Origin of the sequence: Citricoccus sp. CH26A, assembly GCF_000224415.1 — a bacterium.
Taxonomy (GTDB): Bacteria; Actinomycetota; Actinomycetes; order Actinomycetales; family Micrococcaceae; genus Citricoccus.
The window spans coordinates 189,435-203,703 of record NZ_AFXQ01000004.1 but is presented as its reverse complement, the minus strand read 5'-3'; the positions used below and the strand labels follow the sequence as shown (position 1 = coordinate 203,703).

Here is a 14,269-nt window from a genome sequence, read left to right as displayed (position 1 = left end):
ACCGGCAGTGCGCAAGATCACCGCGCCCGCGTGACCTTGCGCAGGAGGGGCTGGACTATGATGGAGTGTTCGGTGGGGCACGGTCGTGATGCCGTGACCGGTGACCCGAGGTCCCGTGATCCCCGCCCACTCCGACCCCTGCACATGCCGTGAGGCACTGAAAGGACATCATGACTCCACGTACCCCCGGACACCAGAACTCCTCCGGCGGGCCCCAGGGCTCCGGCGGCCGCCGCGGCCAGGGCGCATCGCGTCCCGGGAGGCCCGGCAAGACCGGTAAGCCCGGCAAGGGCTACGGCGCATCGGCCAGCAAGGGGCATTCCGGTAAGGGGGCTGCCCGCGGCGGCCCTGCCGGCGGCGGTGGCCGCACCCCGCAGCCGGGCCAGAAGGGCGGGCCGTTCCGCGACGACTCGCGGGAGGGGTACGACCGCAACCTGGGCGCCGCGCGCAAGCCGCAGCGTCCGAACCGCGCCCGGCGCGAACAGAACTTCTCCGAGGTCCACGACCCGTCCGGGGTGCGCCTGCAGAAGCTGATGGCCTCTGCCGGCGTGGCCTCCCGGCGCGTCTGCGAGGACCTGATCGCCGAGGGACGGGTCGAGGTGGACGGCAAGGTCGTGACCGAGACCGGTGTCCGCGTGGATCCCGAGACCTCGGTCATCCACGTGGACGGCATCCGCCTGCAGCTGGACACCACCCTGCGCTACTTCGCCTTCAACAAGCCCCGCGGCGTGGTCTCCACCATGGACGACCCCGAGGGGCGCCCGTGCATCTCCGACTACCTCAAGAAGGGCCAGGAGCGCCTGTTCCACGTCGGCCGGCTCGACACCGAGACCGAGGGGCTGCTGCTGCTGACCAACGACGGTGAGCTGGCCAACCGGCTGACCCACCCCCGCTACGAGGTCCCGAAGACCTACCTCGTCCAGGTGCCCGGGCCGATGGCCAAGGGCGTCGGCGCCCAGCTCAAGGAGGGTATCCACCTGGAGGACGGCTTCGCCCAGGTGGACTCCTTCAAGCTGGTGGACTCCACCCCGGGGCACGTGCTCGTGGAGGTCGTGCTGCACTCCGGGAAGAACAGGATCGTGCGCCGGATGTTCAAGGAGGTCGGTTACCCGGTCGAACGGCTCGTGCGCGTGAAGTTCGGGCCGATCGCCCTCGGCGACCAGAAGCAGGGCACGGTCCGGCAGATGGGCCGGCAGGAGATGGGCCACCTGATGGCCTCGGTCGGACTGTGATGGCCCGGGCCCTGCTGATATCCCGGGTCCTGGAGGAACCGGTCCTCATCCGGGGCACCGGGCTGCTGGGTGCCTCGATCGGGCTGGGCCTGCGTGCCGCGGGCGCCGAGGTCTGGCTCGCCGACCCATCGCCCTCCGCGCAGGCCGTGGCCGTGGACATCGGCGCCGGCGACCCCTACCCGACCGGGCTCGACGGCGCCACGGGCGCGCCGGACGTCCGGCAGCCGGGTACCGTCGTGGTGGCCTCGCCCCCGGACGTGACCGGTCAGGTCGTGATCGATTCGCTGCGCCGGTTCCCGGAGGCCGTCGTGCTGGACATCGCCTCGGTCAAGGGGGCGATCGCCGCGGAGGTGCAGGCCGCCGTCGCGGACGGGACCCTGGCCCCCGACCAGGCCGCCCGCTACGTGGGCACCCACCCGATGGCCGGTTCCGAGCGTTCCGGCCCGGTGGCGGCCCGCGGCCAGCTGTTCACCGCGGCCCCCTGGGTGGTCTGCGCGACCGAGGCGACCGATCCGTCCGCCGTCGCGGCGGCCGAGGAGATCGCGCGCAGCCTGGGCGCCACCGTGCACCGGATGAGCGCCGAGGACCACGACGCCTCGGTGGCGCTGATCTCGCACCTGCCGCAGATCGCCGCCTCCCTGGTGTCCTCCCGCCTCCAGGAGACCCCGGCGGCCTCGCTCGCCCTGGCCGGCAACGGACTGCGGGACACCACGCGCATCGCCGCCTCCGACCCCCAGCTGTGGGTGCAGATCCTCGCAGCGAACGCGCCGGAGATCCTGCGGATCCTCTACGGGGTGCGCGAGGACCTGGACCGGCTGATCGGCACGATGGAGGACCCGTCGGCGCCCGGCGCACGCCTGGACATCGCGCAGCTGATCGCCGAGGGCAACGCCGGGCACGCCCGGATCCCGGGCAAGCACGGCGGTCCGCCGCAGGCCTTCGCCGTGGTCACCGTGATCGTGGACGACACCCCGGGCCAGATCTCCGCGGTCCTGCAGGACGTCGGCGCCGCCGGCGTCAACGTGGAGGACCTGCGCATGGACCACTCGGCCGGGTACCAGGTGGGCATGCTGGAGATCTCCGTACTGCCCGGACGCCGGCAGGAACTGACGGACGCGCTGACCGCGCGGGGATGGAAGGTGGTCTGAATGGTGGACGAGACGACGGCGGCGGCAGCACGGCGCCTCGTGGTGGCCGTGGACGGTCCCTCGGGGTCGGGGAAGTCCTCCGTGTCCCGCGAGGTCGCACGTCGGCTGGGCGCGGCCTACCTCGACACCGGGGCGATGTACCGCGCCGTGGCCTGGCACTGCCGGGAGGCCGGGGTGCTCGAGGACGACGACGCCGTCGTCGCCGCCGTGCAGGACATCGACCTGGGGCTGTCCGTGGACCCTGACGTCGACCGCGTGGTGGTGGGCACCCACGACATCACCGAGGCCATCCGCGCACCGGGCATCTCCGCCGTCGTCTCGGTGGTGGCCACCAACCGGGCCGTCCGCGAGCTGCTCGTGGCCCGTCAGCGCGAGCTGATCGACTCCCACCGCCGGATCGTGGCCGAGGGGCGGGACATCACCACCGTGGTGGCCCCGGACGCCGATGCCCGCATCCTGCTGACCGCCACCGCGGAGGTCCGCCTCGCCCGGCGCGGCGAGCAGCTCGGCGGCACCGTCGGCCGGCAGGACCTGACCGCCCAGGTGGTGGACCGGGACGCGAAGGACTCCACCGTGGTGGACTTCATGACCCCCGCCGCGGGGGTGGGCCTCGTCGACTCCTCCGAGCTCGACCTCGAGTCCACCGTGCAGGCCGTCCTGGCCGAGATCGCCGGCCAGTCCGGCCAGGGCGTCTTCGGCGACGCCCACCACGCCCCCGGCACCGAGGCGGCCGGAACCACCGCACCGGTGGCCACACCAGACACCGCAGCACCGACGACCCCGAAGGGGAACCGCGCATGAGCACCGAGAACACCACCGGCACCGGGCCGCAGGACGGGGACGGGCCCGAGTACGTGCCCGCCGGCGAGGACAACGTCGCCGAGCGGCTGGCCGCCCTCTCGGACGAGGACGCGCGCCAGCGGGCCGAGGCCCTGCGCGCCGGCCTGCAGGACTACGAGCTCGACGACGAGGACGCCGCCCTGCTCCAGGGCTGGGAGGAGGGCGACGCCGAACCCGAGGACGAACCCGTGCCCCCGGTGCTGGCCATCGTGGGCCGGCCCAACGTGGGAAAGTCCACCCTGGTCAACCGGATCATCGGTCGCCGAGAGGCCGTGGTGGAGGACGTGCCCGGGGTGACCCGTGACCGCGTCAGCTACGAGGCCGAGTGGAACGGGCGGGTGTTCACCGTAGTGGACACCGGCGGGTGGGAGCACGATGCCAAGGGCATCCACCAGCGCGTGGCCGAGCAGGCCGAGCTGGCCGTGGACGTGGCCGACGCCGTGCTGTTCGTCGTGGACGCGACCGTCGGCGCGACCTCGACCGACGAGGCCGTCGTCCGCCTGCTGCGGCGCAAGAAGAAGCCGGTGATCCTCGTGGCCAACAAGGTCGACGACATCACCCAGGAGGCGGACGCCGCCACCCTGTGGGGCCTCGGCCTCGGCGAACCCCACCCCGTCTCCGCGGTGCACGGCCGGGGGACCGGTGACCTGCTGGACGCGGCCCTGGCGGTCCTGCCGGAGGAGTCCGCCCACGGCGGGCTCGTCCCGCGTGGTGGCCCGCGCCGCGTGGCCCTGCTGGGACGGCCCAACGTGGGCAAGTCCTCGCTGCTGAACAAGCTGGCCGGGTCCGACCGCGTGGTGGTGGACGACACCGCCGGCACCACCCGTGATCCCGTGGACGAGCTGATCGAGCTCGGCGGCCGGCTCTGGCGGTTCGTGGACACCGCCGGCATCCGCCGCCGCCAGCACATGGCCCACGGTGCGGACTACTACGCCTCCCTGCGGACGCAGTCCGCCCTGGACAAGGCCGAGGTGGCCGTGGTCCTGCTGGAGGCCTCCGAGGTGCTGTCCGAGCAGGATGTGCGCATCCTGCAGACCGTCGTGGACTCCGGCCGGGCGCTGGTGCTGGCCTTCAACAAGTGGGACCTCATGGACGAGGACCGCCGCTTCTACCTGGACCGGGAGATCGAGCAGGACCTAGCCCACGTGGCCTGGGCCCCGCGAGTGAACCTCTCGGCCAAGACCGGGTGGCACAAGGACCGGTTGGTGCCCGCCCTGGACACCGCGCTGGAGTCCTGGGACCGGCGCATCCCCACCGGCAAGCTCAACGCCTTCCTCGGCGAGCTCGTGGCAGCCCACCCGCACCCGGTGCGCGGTGGCAAGCAGCCCCGGATCCTGTTTGCCACGCAGCCCTCCACCCGGCCCCCGCGCATCGTGCTGTTCACGACCGGGTTCCTGGACCCGGGCTACCGGCGGTTCATCATCCGCCGGCTCCGGGAGACCTTCGGCTTCGAGGGGACCCCGATCGAACTCGGGATGCGAGTCCGCGAGAAGCGCGGCCGCAAGCACTAGTCCGCGGCCACCGGGTGGGCCGGGGACGCCGTCTTCGGCAGCGACGGGCGGCGGGCCCAGTCCGGGGCCCGCTCCGGCAACGGGCCGACGCCGATCAGGTAAGCGGGCAGGAGGGTCAGCGCGGGGAACCGGCGGACCAGGGAGACGAACCATGGTGACGGAGCGGCCCACGTGCCGTCCAGTACGGGTTCGACGAACCGGGCGTGCGCGACCCGCTGCACCGCCTGGATGAGGGCGGTCGGCATCAGCCGACGATGCCGCACCCGGGCGAGCACGCGGGGGCGCACGCGGCCCGCCCGGATCGCGGGGGCCAGCAGACGGGCGGTCGCGACGGCGTCCTGCACGGCCAGGTTGATCCCGACCCCGCCGACGGGGGACATCGCGTGCGCCGCGTCCCCGATGCACAGCAGGCCGTCGGTGTGCCACCGCCGGAGCCGGTCCACCCGCACGTCCAGGTGCTTGACCTGGTCCATCGAGGTCAGGGCGCCGACGTCGGCCTCCGGCGGCAGCAGGCCGCGCAGTTCCCGGCGGAGAGCCTCGACGCCCCGGCGGCGCAACCCGGCGTCGCCACCCTTCCGGCCCAGGTACGCGACCTGGAAGTACCCCCGCCGCGGGATGGCGACGACGGCGGCACCGGCGCGGAACCGGGGGAGCAGGGAGATGCCCGGGTCCCCGAGGGCGGGCCGGCGGAACCACCACACGTCGAAGGGAACCGGGTACTCCCGCACGGGGAGCCCGGCCGCGCGCCGCAGGATCGACCCCCGGCCGTCGCAGGCGACGACGAGGTCGGCGCGCAGCTCCCCGGCCCCCTCCGAGGACCGGTACCGGACCCCGGTGACCCCGCCGCCCTCGCGCAGTACGTCCACCGCCTCGGTGCTCATCCGCAGGGCGATGGTGGGTTCCTCGCCGGCCGCCCGGGCCAGCAGGTCCAGCAGGTCCCACTGCGGGACCATCGCGATGTAGGGATGGGGCACCCGCAACCGCCCGAGGGTCACCAGGCGCACCGAGCTGCCGTCGGGGGCCGGGAAGCCGACGCCATCCAGCCGGGTCTGCGGCAGGGCGTCGAACGCCTCGAACAGCCCCAGGTCCTCGAGCAGGGTCAGGGTGCTGGGATGCACGGTGTCCCCGCGGAAGTCCCGGAGGAAGTCGCCGTGCTTCTCCAGCACGGTCACCTCGATGCCGGCCCGGGCCAGCAGGAGCCCCAGGACCATTCCCGCGGGCCCGCCGCCCACGACCACACAGGTGCCGCTCATGGTCACATCCTGCCGTGAGAAGATACCGGGATGAAGACCTCGCGACGTCGGGCCGCCGGTGCGGCAGTCCTGCTGACGGTGTCACTGACAGGTTGTGCCCAGGTCGAGGAGATCAGGGGCCAGGCCGAGGAGGTCACCGCCCAGGCCGAGCAGCTCTGGACCGAGGCGCGACAGATGGGCGACCTCACGGTGGAGCAGGTCCGGGACTTCGACTGGTCGTCCCTGGCCGAGTTCGACGGCATCCTCCTGGGGGACAACTCCAGGGTGACCGAGTTCTTCCGGTCCATGCCCTCCGGCCCGGACATGGAGTCCTTCGAGATCAAGGGGGACGAGGGCACGCTGGTCGTCCACTACGGGGAGCAGGCCGCGGAGGTCGATCCCGCCGTGCTGCAGGAGACCATGGAGCGGGTCGCGGCCCAGGCCAAGGAACGCGTGCAGGACCTGGAGACCGTCGAGTTCCGGGTGGGCGAGCGCACGTACTCGTTCTGACCGTACGGCCCCCGTCTCGGGGCCCCTGCTCGGCGTCCGGAAAACTGACGTGTCCGCGCGCCGCGGACACGTCGGGGGTGCGTGCCGGTCCGGGCGTAGGGTCGGTGCCGGAAGCGACCGACACGCCACCAGGAGTGAGTCCATGAGCACGTTCACCAGTACCCAGATCCGCCTGGCCGCCCGCCCGCAGGGATGGCCCACGCCCCAGGACTTCGCCACGGAGTCGGTGGAGTACGCAGACCTGCGGCCCGGACAGGTGCGCGTGGTCAACGAGTTCCTCTCCGTGGACCCGTACATGCGCGGCCGGATGAGCGCGGCACGCAGCTATGTCACGCCGTACCAGGTGGGGGAGACCATCACCGGGGGCGCGGTGGGCCGCGTGGTGGAGTCGGCAGCCGACCACCTGCCCCCGGGCACACTGGTGCTGCACCAGCACGGCTGGACGGACCGGGTCCAGGCCGGGGCGGAGGACTTCCGGCCCGTCCCCGCGCTCGAGGGCCTGCCGCACTCGGCCTATCTGGGGATCCTCGGCATGCCGGGCATGACCGCGTACCTCGGCCTGACCAGGATCACCGGGCTTCGGGAAGGGGACACCGTCCTGGTCTCGGGCGCCGCCGGTGCCGTGGGCACCGCCGTGGGTCAGATCGCCCGGCTGCTGGGGGCAGCCAGGGTGATCGGCTCGGCCGGCACGACGGAGAAGACGACCGCCCTCACGCAGCAGTACGGCTATGACGTGGCGCTCAACTACAGGGACGCGCCGATCCGGGAGCAGTTGGCGGGGGCCGTCGGCCAGGACCGGGTGGACGTGTTCTTCGACAACGTGGGCGGGGACCACCTCGAGGCGGCCCTGGACGTCATGGCCGACTTCGGCAGGATCGCCCTGTGCGGGCAGATCTCCGGGTACAACGCCACGCAGCGCCCGCCCGGGCCGGACAACCTCGGCAACGTCCTCACCCGTCGGCTGCGCATGCAGGGCTTCATCGTCACGGAGGTGGCCGCCGCCCACCCCGGGGCGGTGGAGGAGTTCCAGGAGCGGATGACCGGGTGGTTGTCCTCCGGGGAGGTCGTCTTCGAGGAGACGGTGATGGACGGTCTCGACCGCACCGTCGAGGCGTTCCTGGCCATGATGCGCGGCGAGAACCGGGGCAAGATGATCGTCAGGCTCACCTGATCCAGGGGCGGAAGGGGGCCGGTCCCACGGCCGCGGCTCACCGCATCGTGGCGTGTCCACGGCACCGCCCGCGATGGGGTAGAGTGAGTCCGGTGGAAAACGCCGCAGGCGTTCTCCTCACGGGCTATGGCGCAGCTTGGTAGCGCGCCTGACTGGGGGTCAGGAGGTCGTGGGTTCGAATCCCGCTAGCCCGACCATGTGATCTCCCAAGAGATCAGCGACAGCCCGGACCCATGATCAAGGGTCCGGGCTGTCGGCGTTCCCGGGATGGACCGGGCCGGTGGCCTAGCAGCCGCAGCCGCAGGACTCTGGCGGGCAGGTCGGGTCGTCACAGCAGTCGTTCATCTCTCAACACCTCCTCTCCGGTGTCAGCCACGTGCCGGGGGTGGGCTGGGGACAGTCCTCGGCGGGCAGGGCGTCGAGCATGGCGGCCATCTCGGCCCGCAGGACCTCGAGGTGCCTGATCTTCTCGTCCAGCTCGGCCAGGCGTCGGGTCAGCAGGTCGGCGGCCGGTTCGCACGGACAGGTCCCGGTGTCCCGGATGGCCAGGAGGTTGCGGATGTCCTCGAGCCGCAGGCCGAGCCGCTGGGCGCCCTGGATGAAGTGCAGTCGATCGACGGCCTCGGGGCCGTAGGCGCGGTACCCGGCCGGGGTACGGGCCGGGTCGGGTAGCAGGCCGGCCTTCTCGTAGTACCGGATCGTGTCCGGGCTCAGGCTGGTCGCTGCGGCGAGTTCACCGATCCGCATGCCGCGTTGAACCACTGTCTGGGTCGTCATGCGGCAACGATAAACCTTGGAGTCCACTCCAAGGTCAAGACCGTGGGACTAGTCTTTCCGGTCGTTTTCCACGGGGCCGGTGAGGTGGTCGGTCGCGACAGAGACGGTGGCACGGGCGGGGGCTCCCACGCCGATCAGGGTGGCCGAGGCCGGGCCGCACCAGTCCCCGTAGCCGAGGAAGAACAGCCCGGGCCGGTCGCGGGCGCGTGTGGGCGTGGTGCCGGTGGTGGCCGGGACGGTTCCCTCCATGCTCAGGTCCAGGGGGCGCAGGTGGCCCAGGTCAGGGCGGAAGCCGGTGCACCAGATGACCGCGTCGACCTCTGCCCGGCGGCCGTTGTCCCACCGGATGCCGGTGGGGGTGAAGGCCGAGAACATCGAGGCGGCCTCCAGCCGCCCGGCGTCCCGGGCTGCCCGGACGGGGGGCACGGCGACGATGTCGCCGAGGGAGCCGACCCCGCCGGGGCTGGGTTCACCCCGGCGCGCGGCCTGGACGTGGGCGGTGGCCACGGCGAACAGGGCCCGGCCGTCGACGTCGTCGGGCAGGTACCGGGGTGGCCGGCGGGTCACCCAGGTCACCGAGGCGGCGGCGTCCAGCAGGTCGGCGGAGATCTGCGCCCCGGAGTTGCCCCCGCCGACCACCACCACCCGCTGGCCGGTGAAGGGCTTCCGGCCTCGATAGCCGGTGGTGTGCAACTGGCGCCCGGTGAACTGCTCTGCCCCGGGGACGCGGGGGATGAAGGGACGGCGCCAGGACCCGGTCGCGTTGATGACCACCCGGCTTCTCCAGGTGCCCCGGTCGGTGCGGGTGAGGTAATTCCCGTCCGGTCCGTCTGTGACGACCTGGGCCGTGACGGGCCGTTGCACCGGCAGCTCGTACCGTTGCTCGTAGGCGCGCAGGTAGGACACCACGTCGGCGGCCGAGGGGTTGCCCACCCCGGCCCAGGGCGGCATCTGGTAACCGGGCAGCGAGCTGTAGGCAGCCGGGGAGAACAGCTCCAGGGTGTCCCAGTAGTACTGCCAGGCCCCGCCGGGGCGGTCGTTGGCATCCAGGATCGCGAAGCTGGGAGCGGGTCCGCCGCGGCCGCGGGCGGCGTCGCGGGCCAGGCGGTGCAGGTAGAACCCGGCGGCCAGCCCGGCCTGACCCCCGCCGATCACCAGGACGTCGACCTCGTCGGACTTCATGGTCCCCAGGACTGGCGGGTCAGCCCAGCTCCAGCATCCGACGCAGCTCGGCGAAGGCGGCCGGGACCACGGTGTAGTGCGCCCACCGGCCGCGCTGTTCCCGGGTGAGGAGTCCTGCGTCCACGAGCTTCTTCATGTGGTGGCTGACGGTGGGCTGACTGATGCCGAGTTCCTCCGTGAGGTCGCAGGAGCACACGGCCTCACAGCCCTGGGCGGCGACGTGGGAGAGCAGGCGCAACCGCATCGGGTCGGCCAGGGCCTTGAGCATCCCGGCGGCCCGCTGGGCCTGCTCGGCGTTGATCGGGCCATCGGACAGGGAACAACACGCCACCGATCCCGGCGCGCCGGCGGTCGCAATGCGGCGGTCGGTGGTCTCGGGAGCGGGAAGAGTAGTGGTCGCGACCATCACCCCATCTTACATTGACGACTGCCAATATGTCCCGGTAGGGTTCGCATCGATATTGGTCGATACGAGAGATGGGCTTTCATGAGCGTCCCCACCACCGCACCGCCGGCCGCCCAGCACGGCGTGATGAAGGAGATGTCCTTCCTGGACCGTTGGCTGCCGGCCTGGATCGGGCTGGCCATGGTCGTCGGCCTGGCCCTGGGCAGGTTCGTGCCGGGACTGAACACCGCCCTGGAGGCGGTGAAGATCGGGGAGGTATCCCTGCCGATCGCGATCGGGCTGCTGGTGATGATGTACCCGGTGCTGGCCAAGGTCCGCTACGACGAGACCCATCGTGTGGCCGGGGACCGGCGCCTGATGGTCACTTCCCTGGCGTTGAACTGGGTCGTCGGCCCAGCACTGATGTTCACCCTGGCCTGGATGCTGCTCCCGGACCTGCCCGAGTACCGGACCGGACTGATCATCGTCGGACTGGCCCGGTGCATCGCCATGGTGTTCATCTGGAACGACCTGGCCTGCGGGGACCGGGAGGCCGCCGCCGTGCTGGTGGCCATCAACTCCGTCTTCCAGGTCATCGCCTTCGGCGCCCTGGGCTGGTTCTACCTCCAGGTGCTGCCGTCCTGGCTAGGCCTGCCCACCACGTCCGCCGACTTCTCCGTGTGGGCGATCGTGCTCAGCGTGCTGGTGTTCCTGGGCATCCCCTTGCTGGCCGGCTTCCTCACCCGCACCCTTGGCGAGAAGGCCAAGGGGCGCCAGTGGTACGAGGAGAGGTTCCTGCCCAGGATCGGGCCGTGGGCGCTGTACGGGCTGCTGTTCACCATCGTGCTGCTGTTCGCCCTGCAGGGCGAGGCGATCACTTCCAACCCCTGGGACGTGGCCCGGATCGCGCTGCCGCTGCTGGCCTATTTCGTGCTGATGTTCGGCATCGCCCTGATCGCCTCCAAGGCGGTGGGGCTGAATTACGCGAAGGCCACCACGGTGGCCTTCACCGCCGCGGGCAACAACTTCGAACTGGCCATCGCCGTGGCCATCGGCACCTTCGGGGTGACCTCCGGCCAGGCCCTGGCCGGTGTCGTCGGCCCGCTGATCGAGGTTCCCGTGCTGGTGGGGCTGGTCTACGTGTCCCTGTGGGCCGGGCGCAGGCTGTTCCCCGGGGACCCCACCGTCCCGGTCCGCGCCGAGACCGTCGCCGCGACCCGCGCCTGAACCCCTCATCCCCGAGGGGAGAGCAACAGATGATCACCTCAGAGTCCGCGTCCCGGCCGGCCGTGTTGTTCGTGTGTGCCAAGAACGGTGGCAAGTCCCAGATGGCCGCGGCCCTGATGGACCACCACGCCGCCGGCACCGTGGAAGTCCACTCCGCCGGAACCAAACCCGGCGAGGCGATCAACACCCTCTCGGCCGAGGTCGTCGCCGAGGTCGGGGCGGACATGTCCGGCGGCCAGCCCAAGCCCATCGACGCGGACCTGCTGGCACGCGTGGACCGGGTCATCGTCCTGGGGGACGAGGCGAAGGTCGACCCGGTGGAGGGTATGGCAGGGACCATCGAGACCTGGCACACCGACGAGCCCTCCACCCGCGGCATCGAAGGGGCCGTGCGGATGCGCCTGGTCCGTGACGATATCGACGCCCGCGTGCGGGCCCTGCTCACCGACCTCACCGGTACCCCCGGCCCCTGACCTGCTCATGACCGACTGCTCCGTGACCCACCGACCGAGAAGAGATGACCCGATGACTCCAGAGACCACCCCGGAGACCACCCCCACCGCCCAGAAGCCGTCGGTGCTGTTCGTGTGCGTGCACAACGCCGGGCGTTCCCAGATGGCTGCCGCCTACCTCCACCACCTCTCGCTGGGCCGGATCGAGGTCCGCTCCGCCGGTTCCGCCCCGGGCGATACGGTGAACCCGGCGGCGGTGCAGGCGATGGCCGAGGAGGGCATCGACATCAGCGCCAACCGGCCCAAGGTCCTCACCGACGAGGCCGTGCAGGACTCCGACGTGGTCATCACCATGGGCTGCGGGGACGCCTGCCCGTTCTACCCGGGCAAGCGCTACGAGGACTGGAAGCTCGAGGACCCTGCCGGCCAGGGCCTCGACGGGGTGCGCCCCATCCGCGACGAGATCAAGACCCGCATCCAGCAGCTCATCACCGAGCTGCTCCCGGCCGGCACTCCCGCGAACTGACGGCGGGGCGCTGATGAACACCACCGAGGTCGAGAACTTCCCCGGCTTCCCCGGCGGCATCCAGGGCCCGGAACTGATGGCCGGACTGGCCGAGCAGGCTACCCGGTTCGGGGCCGTCGTCGAGTACGACGACGCCGCCACCGTGGACCTCGCCGGGCACCTGAAGGAGGTCACCACCCTGGCCGGGAAGACCTACCGGGCCCCGGCGGTGATCGTGGCGACCGGTTCGGCCTACGAGGAGCTCGGCCCGCCCGAGGAGAAGAGCCTGAGCGGGCACGGGGTGTCCTGGTGCGCCACCTGCGACGGGTTCTTCTTCCGCGACCAGGACACCGTGGTCGGCGGCGGGGACTCGGGCATGGAGGAGGCCCTGTTCTTGACCCGCTTCGCCCGCTCCGTCACCGTCGTGGACGCCCGCACCACCCACACCAACCTGACCGAGGTCTTCGCCTGCGGGGACGCGGTGGACCACCGCTACCGCCAGGCCATCACCGCCGCCGGCACCGGCTGCGCCGCCGCCCTGGACGCTGAACGCTACCTGGCCGCCCTGACTGATGCCGACAGCATCGCCACCGCACTCGTCGAGGAGCCCACTCATGGCTGACACCACCCGTACCACCACCACGGCCAGCAGCACCAGCACCACCGACATCACCGCGGACCCCACCGGGCTTCCGGTCGTGGTCATCGGCGCCGGGCCGGTGGGCCTGGCCGCCGCCGCCCACCTGGTCGAGCGCGCCCTGGACCCACTGGTCCTGGAAGCTGGCCCAGAAGTCGGGGCAGCCATCCGGGCCTGGGGCCACACGCGGTTGTTCTCCCCGTGGCGGTACAACGTCGACGCCGCCGCGGCCCGGTTGCTCGAGCCCACCGGATGGGTCACCCCGGACCCGGAGGCCCTGCCCACCGGGACCGAACTGGTCGAGCAGTACCTTCAACCGTTGGCCGCCACCGAGGCCCTCGCACACCGGATCCGCACCGGTGCCCGCGTCATCGCCGTGTCCCGGGACGGGATGGACAAGACCCGCACCGCCGGCCGCCTGGACACTCCCTTCCTGGTCCGCATTGCCCATGCCGATGGCACCGTGGAGGACCTGCGCGCCCGGGCGGTCCTGGACGCCTCCGGCACCTGGGCCCAGCCCAACCCGTTGGGCCAGGCCGGACTGGAGGCACCGGGGGAGGCCGCGGCCCGCGCGGCGGGGACCATCACCGCCCCGTTGCCGGACGTCCTGGGCGCCGACCGGGCCCGGTTCGCCGGTCAGCACGTGCTGGTGGTGGGGGCCGGGCACTCGGCGGCCAACACCCTGCTCGAGCTCGGCGCCCTGGCCCAGGACACCCCGGGCACCCGGATCTCCTGGGCGGTCCGCTCGGCCGACGTCACCCGGGTCTATGGCGGTGAGGACCGTGACGAACTGGCCGCCCGCGGCGCCCTGGGCTCCCGGCTGCGCCAGCTGGTGGAGGCCGGGACCATTCAGGTCCACCCCTCCTTCACCATCAACGCCTTCACCCCCACCGGCCTGGGGATGATGGTGCGTGCGTCCACCCCGGCCGGGGAAGAACGGCTGGTGGTGGACGTGGTGGTGCCGGCCACCGGGTTCCGTCCCGAACTGGGCATGCTGTCCGAGCTGCGCCTGGACCTGGACCCCGCCGTGGAGGCCCCGAGGCGACTGGGCCCGCTGATCGATCCGGAGTTCCACTCCTGCGGTTCGGTCGCCCCGCATGGGGAGAAGATGCTCGCTCACCCCGAACCGGGGTTCTACATCGTGGGCATGAAGAGTTACGGGCGGGCGCCGACCTTCCTGATGGCCACCGGGTACGAACAGGTCCGCTCCATCGCGGCCGCCCTGGCCGGGGACCAGGCCGCCGCCGACCACGTGGAGCTGGAGCTGCCCGAGACCGGGGTCTGCTCCACCGATCTCGGCGGGTCCTGTGACGTCCCGACCCCCGTCGCCGACACTGCCAACCAGGGCTGTTGCACTCCGGCCCCCACGACCGCATCCATCGACATCCCGTCCACACCCGCGACCGCCCCGGTGCTGCTGCCCGTCCGGGCCCCCGCCTGCTGCTGACCCACCCCTCCCT

15 protein-coding genes and 1 tRNA gene are annotated in these 14,269 nt (G+C 72.0%); 12 read left to right on the top strand and 4 right to left on the bottom strand.

What is annotated here, in order from left to right:
* Nucleotides 1–170 precede the first annotated feature (170 nt).
* From CITRI_RS0104510 to der, 4 genes are read left to right on the top strand one after another with little or no spacing between them, the layout of a single operon-like run.
* Entirely contained in the window at nt 171–1,232 is a 1,062-nt protein-coding gene (locus CITRI_RS0104510) for a pseudouridine synthase (protein ID WP_010143446.1), read from the top strand.
* A complete protein-coding gene (locus CITRI_RS0104505; RefSeq protein ID WP_010143445.1) occupies nt 1,232–2,380 on the top strand; it encodes a prephenate dehydrogenase in 1,149 nt (382 codons plus the stop codon). Before CITRI_RS0104510 ends, CITRI_RS0104505 begins: the two co-directional genes overlap by 1 nt.
* Nucleotides 2,381–3,181: a (d)CMP kinase gene (gene cmk, locus CITRI_RS0104500; protein WP_010143444.1), complete on the top strand. Its 801-nt coding sequence runs from the start codon at nt 2,381–2,383 to the stop codon at nt 3,179–3,181.
* Nucleotides 3,178–4,731 carry a ribosome biogenesis GTPase Der gene (der, locus tag CITRI_RS0104495; protein ID WP_010143443.1) on the top strand — a complete coding sequence of 518 codons (1,554 nt, stop codon included), beginning with the start codon at nt 3,178–3,180 and terminating at the stop codon, nt 4,729–4,731. Before cmk ends, der begins: the two co-directional genes overlap by 4 nt.
* On the opposite strand, the gene CITRI_RS16320 is transcribed toward der, so the two are convergent.
* Nucleotides 4,728–5,984 (bottom strand): FAD-dependent oxidoreductase, encoded by a 1,257-nt coding sequence (locus tag CITRI_RS16320; RefSeq protein ID WP_010143442.1) that lies wholly within the window; start codon nt 5,982–5,984, stop codon nt 4,728–4,730. The genes der and CITRI_RS16320 overlap by 4 nt on opposite strands.
* 30 nt (nt 5,985–6,014) lie before the next feature.
* Between CITRI_RS16320 and CITRI_RS18330 the strand changes: the two genes are divergently transcribed.
* From CITRI_RS18330 to CITRI_RS0104475, 3 genes are all read left to right on the top strand, one after another.
* On the top strand, nt 6,015–6,473 hold the full coding sequence (locus CITRI_RS18330) for a hypothetical protein (RefSeq protein WP_010143441.1): 459 nt from the start codon (nt 6,015–6,017) through the stop codon (nt 6,471–6,473).
* A gap of 142 nt (nt 6,474–6,615) precedes the next feature.
* Nucleotides 6,616–7,644 carry an NADP-dependent oxidoreductase gene (locus tag CITRI_RS0104480; protein WP_010143439.1) on the top strand — a complete coding sequence of 343 codons (1,029 nt, stop codon included), beginning with the start codon at nt 6,616–6,618 and terminating at the stop codon, nt 7,642–7,644.
* Between the two features lie 120 nt (nt 7,645–7,764).
* Nucleotides 7,765–7,841, top strand: a tRNA-Pro gene (locus tag CITRI_RS0104475).
* Nucleotides 7,842–7,992: 151 nt separating this feature from the next.
* Here the strand turns inward: CITRI_RS0104475 and CITRI_RS0104470 are convergent.
* Genes CITRI_RS0104470 through CITRI_RS0104460 form a run of 3 tightly spaced genes read right to left on the bottom strand, consistent with a single transcriptional unit; the run spans nt 7,993 to nt 10,009 of the window.
* Complete coding sequence (locus CITRI_RS0104470) at nt 7,993–8,421, bottom strand: heavy metal-responsive transcriptional regulator (protein ID WP_029139042.1); 429 nt, start codon at nt 8,419–8,421, stop codon at nt 7,993–7,995.
* A 48-nt stretch (nt 8,422–8,469) separates the two neighbouring features.
* Nucleotides 8,470–9,603, bottom strand: coding sequence for an ArsO family NAD(P)H-dependent flavin-containing monooxygenase (locus tag CITRI_RS0104465; RefSeq protein ID WP_010143437.1), 1,134 nt, complete (start codon nt 9,601–9,603; stop codon nt 8,470–8,472).
* A 19-nt stretch (nt 9,604–9,622) separates the two neighbouring features.
* Complete coding sequence (locus CITRI_RS0104460; protein ID WP_083843295.1) at nt 9,623–10,009, bottom strand: helix-turn-helix transcriptional regulator; 387 nt, start codon at nt 10,007–10,009, stop codon at nt 9,623–9,625.
* 81 nt (nt 10,010–10,090) lie between these two features.
* Between CITRI_RS0104460 and arsB the strand changes: the two genes are divergently transcribed.
* The 5 genes from arsB to CITRI_RS0104435 are packed head-to-tail and all read left to right on the top strand — an operon-like array spanning nt 10,091 to nt 14,256.
* The gene (gene arsB, locus CITRI_RS0104455; protein WP_010143435.1) at nt 10,091–11,215 is read left to right on the top strand and encodes an ACR3 family arsenite efflux transporter; all 1,125 of its coding nucleotides are present in this window, start codon (nt 10,091–10,093) and stop codon (nt 11,213–11,215) included.
* Nucleotides 11,216–11,244: 29 nt separating this feature from the next.
* Nucleotides 11,245–11,688: a low molecular weight phosphatase family protein gene (locus CITRI_RS0104450; protein WP_010143434.1), complete on the top strand. Its 444-nt coding sequence runs from the start codon at nt 11,245–11,247 to the stop codon at nt 11,686–11,688.
* A 52-nt stretch (nt 11,689–11,740) separates the two neighbouring features.
* Nucleotides 11,741–12,193, top strand: a complete 453-nt coding sequence (locus tag CITRI_RS0104445) for an arsenate reductase ArsC (protein ID WP_010143433.1) — start codon at nt 11,741–11,743, stop codon at nt 12,191–12,193.
* Nucleotides 12,087–12,794, top strand: coding sequence for an NAD(P)/FAD-dependent oxidoreductase (locus CITRI_RS16310; RefSeq protein ID WP_141565943.1), 708 nt, complete (start codon nt 12,087–12,089; stop codon nt 12,792–12,794). The genes CITRI_RS0104445 and CITRI_RS16310 overlap by 107 nt, the downstream gene beginning before the upstream one ends.
* Nucleotides 12,787–14,256: an FAD-dependent oxidoreductase gene (locus CITRI_RS0104435; RefSeq protein WP_010143431.1), complete on the top strand. Its 1,470-nt coding sequence runs from the start codon at nt 12,787–12,789 to the stop codon at nt 14,254–14,256. The genes CITRI_RS16310 and CITRI_RS0104435 overlap by 8 nt, the downstream gene beginning before the upstream one ends.
* The last annotated feature ends 13 nt before the right edge of the window (nt 14,257–14,269 follow it).

Bases quoted from the DNA above. Each gene is read 5' to 3' on its own strand.
- CITRI_RS0104510 (WP_010143446.1), top strand. From the start codon at position 171: ATGACTCCACGTACCCCCGGACACCAGAACTCCTCCGGCGGGCCCCAG.
- CITRI_RS0104505 (WP_010143445.1), top strand. From the start codon at position 1,232: ATGGCCCGGGCCCTGCTGATATCCCGGGTCCTGGAGGAACCGGTCCTC.
- cmk (WP_010143444.1), top strand. From the start codon at position 2,381: ATGGTGGACGAGACGACGGCGGCGGCAGCACGGCGCCTCGTGGTGGCC.
- der (WP_010143443.1), top strand. From the start codon at position 3,178: ATGAGCACCGAGAACACCACCGGCACCGGGCCGCAGGACGGGGACGGG.
- CITRI_RS16320 (WP_010143442.1), bottom strand. From the start codon at position 5,984: ATGAGCGGCACCTGTGTGGTCGTGGGCGGCGGGCCCGCGGGAATGGTC.
- CITRI_RS18330 (WP_010143441.1), top strand. From the start codon at position 6,015: ATGAAGACCTCGCGACGTCGGGCCGCCGGTGCGGCAGTCCTGCTGACG.
- CITRI_RS0104480 (WP_010143439.1), top strand. From the start codon at position 6,616: ATGAGCACGTTCACCAGTACCCAGATCCGCCTGGCCGCCCGCCCGCAG.
- CITRI_RS0104470 (WP_029139042.1), bottom strand. From the start codon at position 8,421: ATGACGACCCAGACAGTGGTTCAACGCGGCATGCGGATCGGTGAACTC.
- CITRI_RS0104465 (WP_010143437.1), bottom strand. From the start codon at position 9,603: ATGAAGTCCGACGAGGTCGACGTCCTGGTGATCGGCGGGGGTCAGGCC.
- CITRI_RS0104460 (WP_083843295.1), bottom strand. From the start codon at position 10,009: ATGGTCGCGACCACTACTCTTCCCGCTCCCGAGACCACCGACCGCCGC.
- arsB (WP_010143435.1), top strand. From the start codon at position 10,091: ATGAGCGTCCCCACCACCGCACCGCCGGCCGCCCAGCACGGCGTGATG.
- CITRI_RS0104450 (WP_010143434.1), top strand. From the start codon at position 11,245: ATGATCACCTCAGAGTCCGCGTCCCGGCCGGCCGTGTTGTTCGTGTGT.
- CITRI_RS0104445 (WP_010143433.1), top strand. From the start codon at position 11,741: ATGACTCCAGAGACCACCCCGGAGACCACCCCCACCGCCCAGAAGCCG.
- CITRI_RS0104435 (WP_010143431.1), top strand. From the start codon at position 12,787: ATGGCTGACACCACCCGTACCACCACCACGGCCAGCAGCACCAGCACC.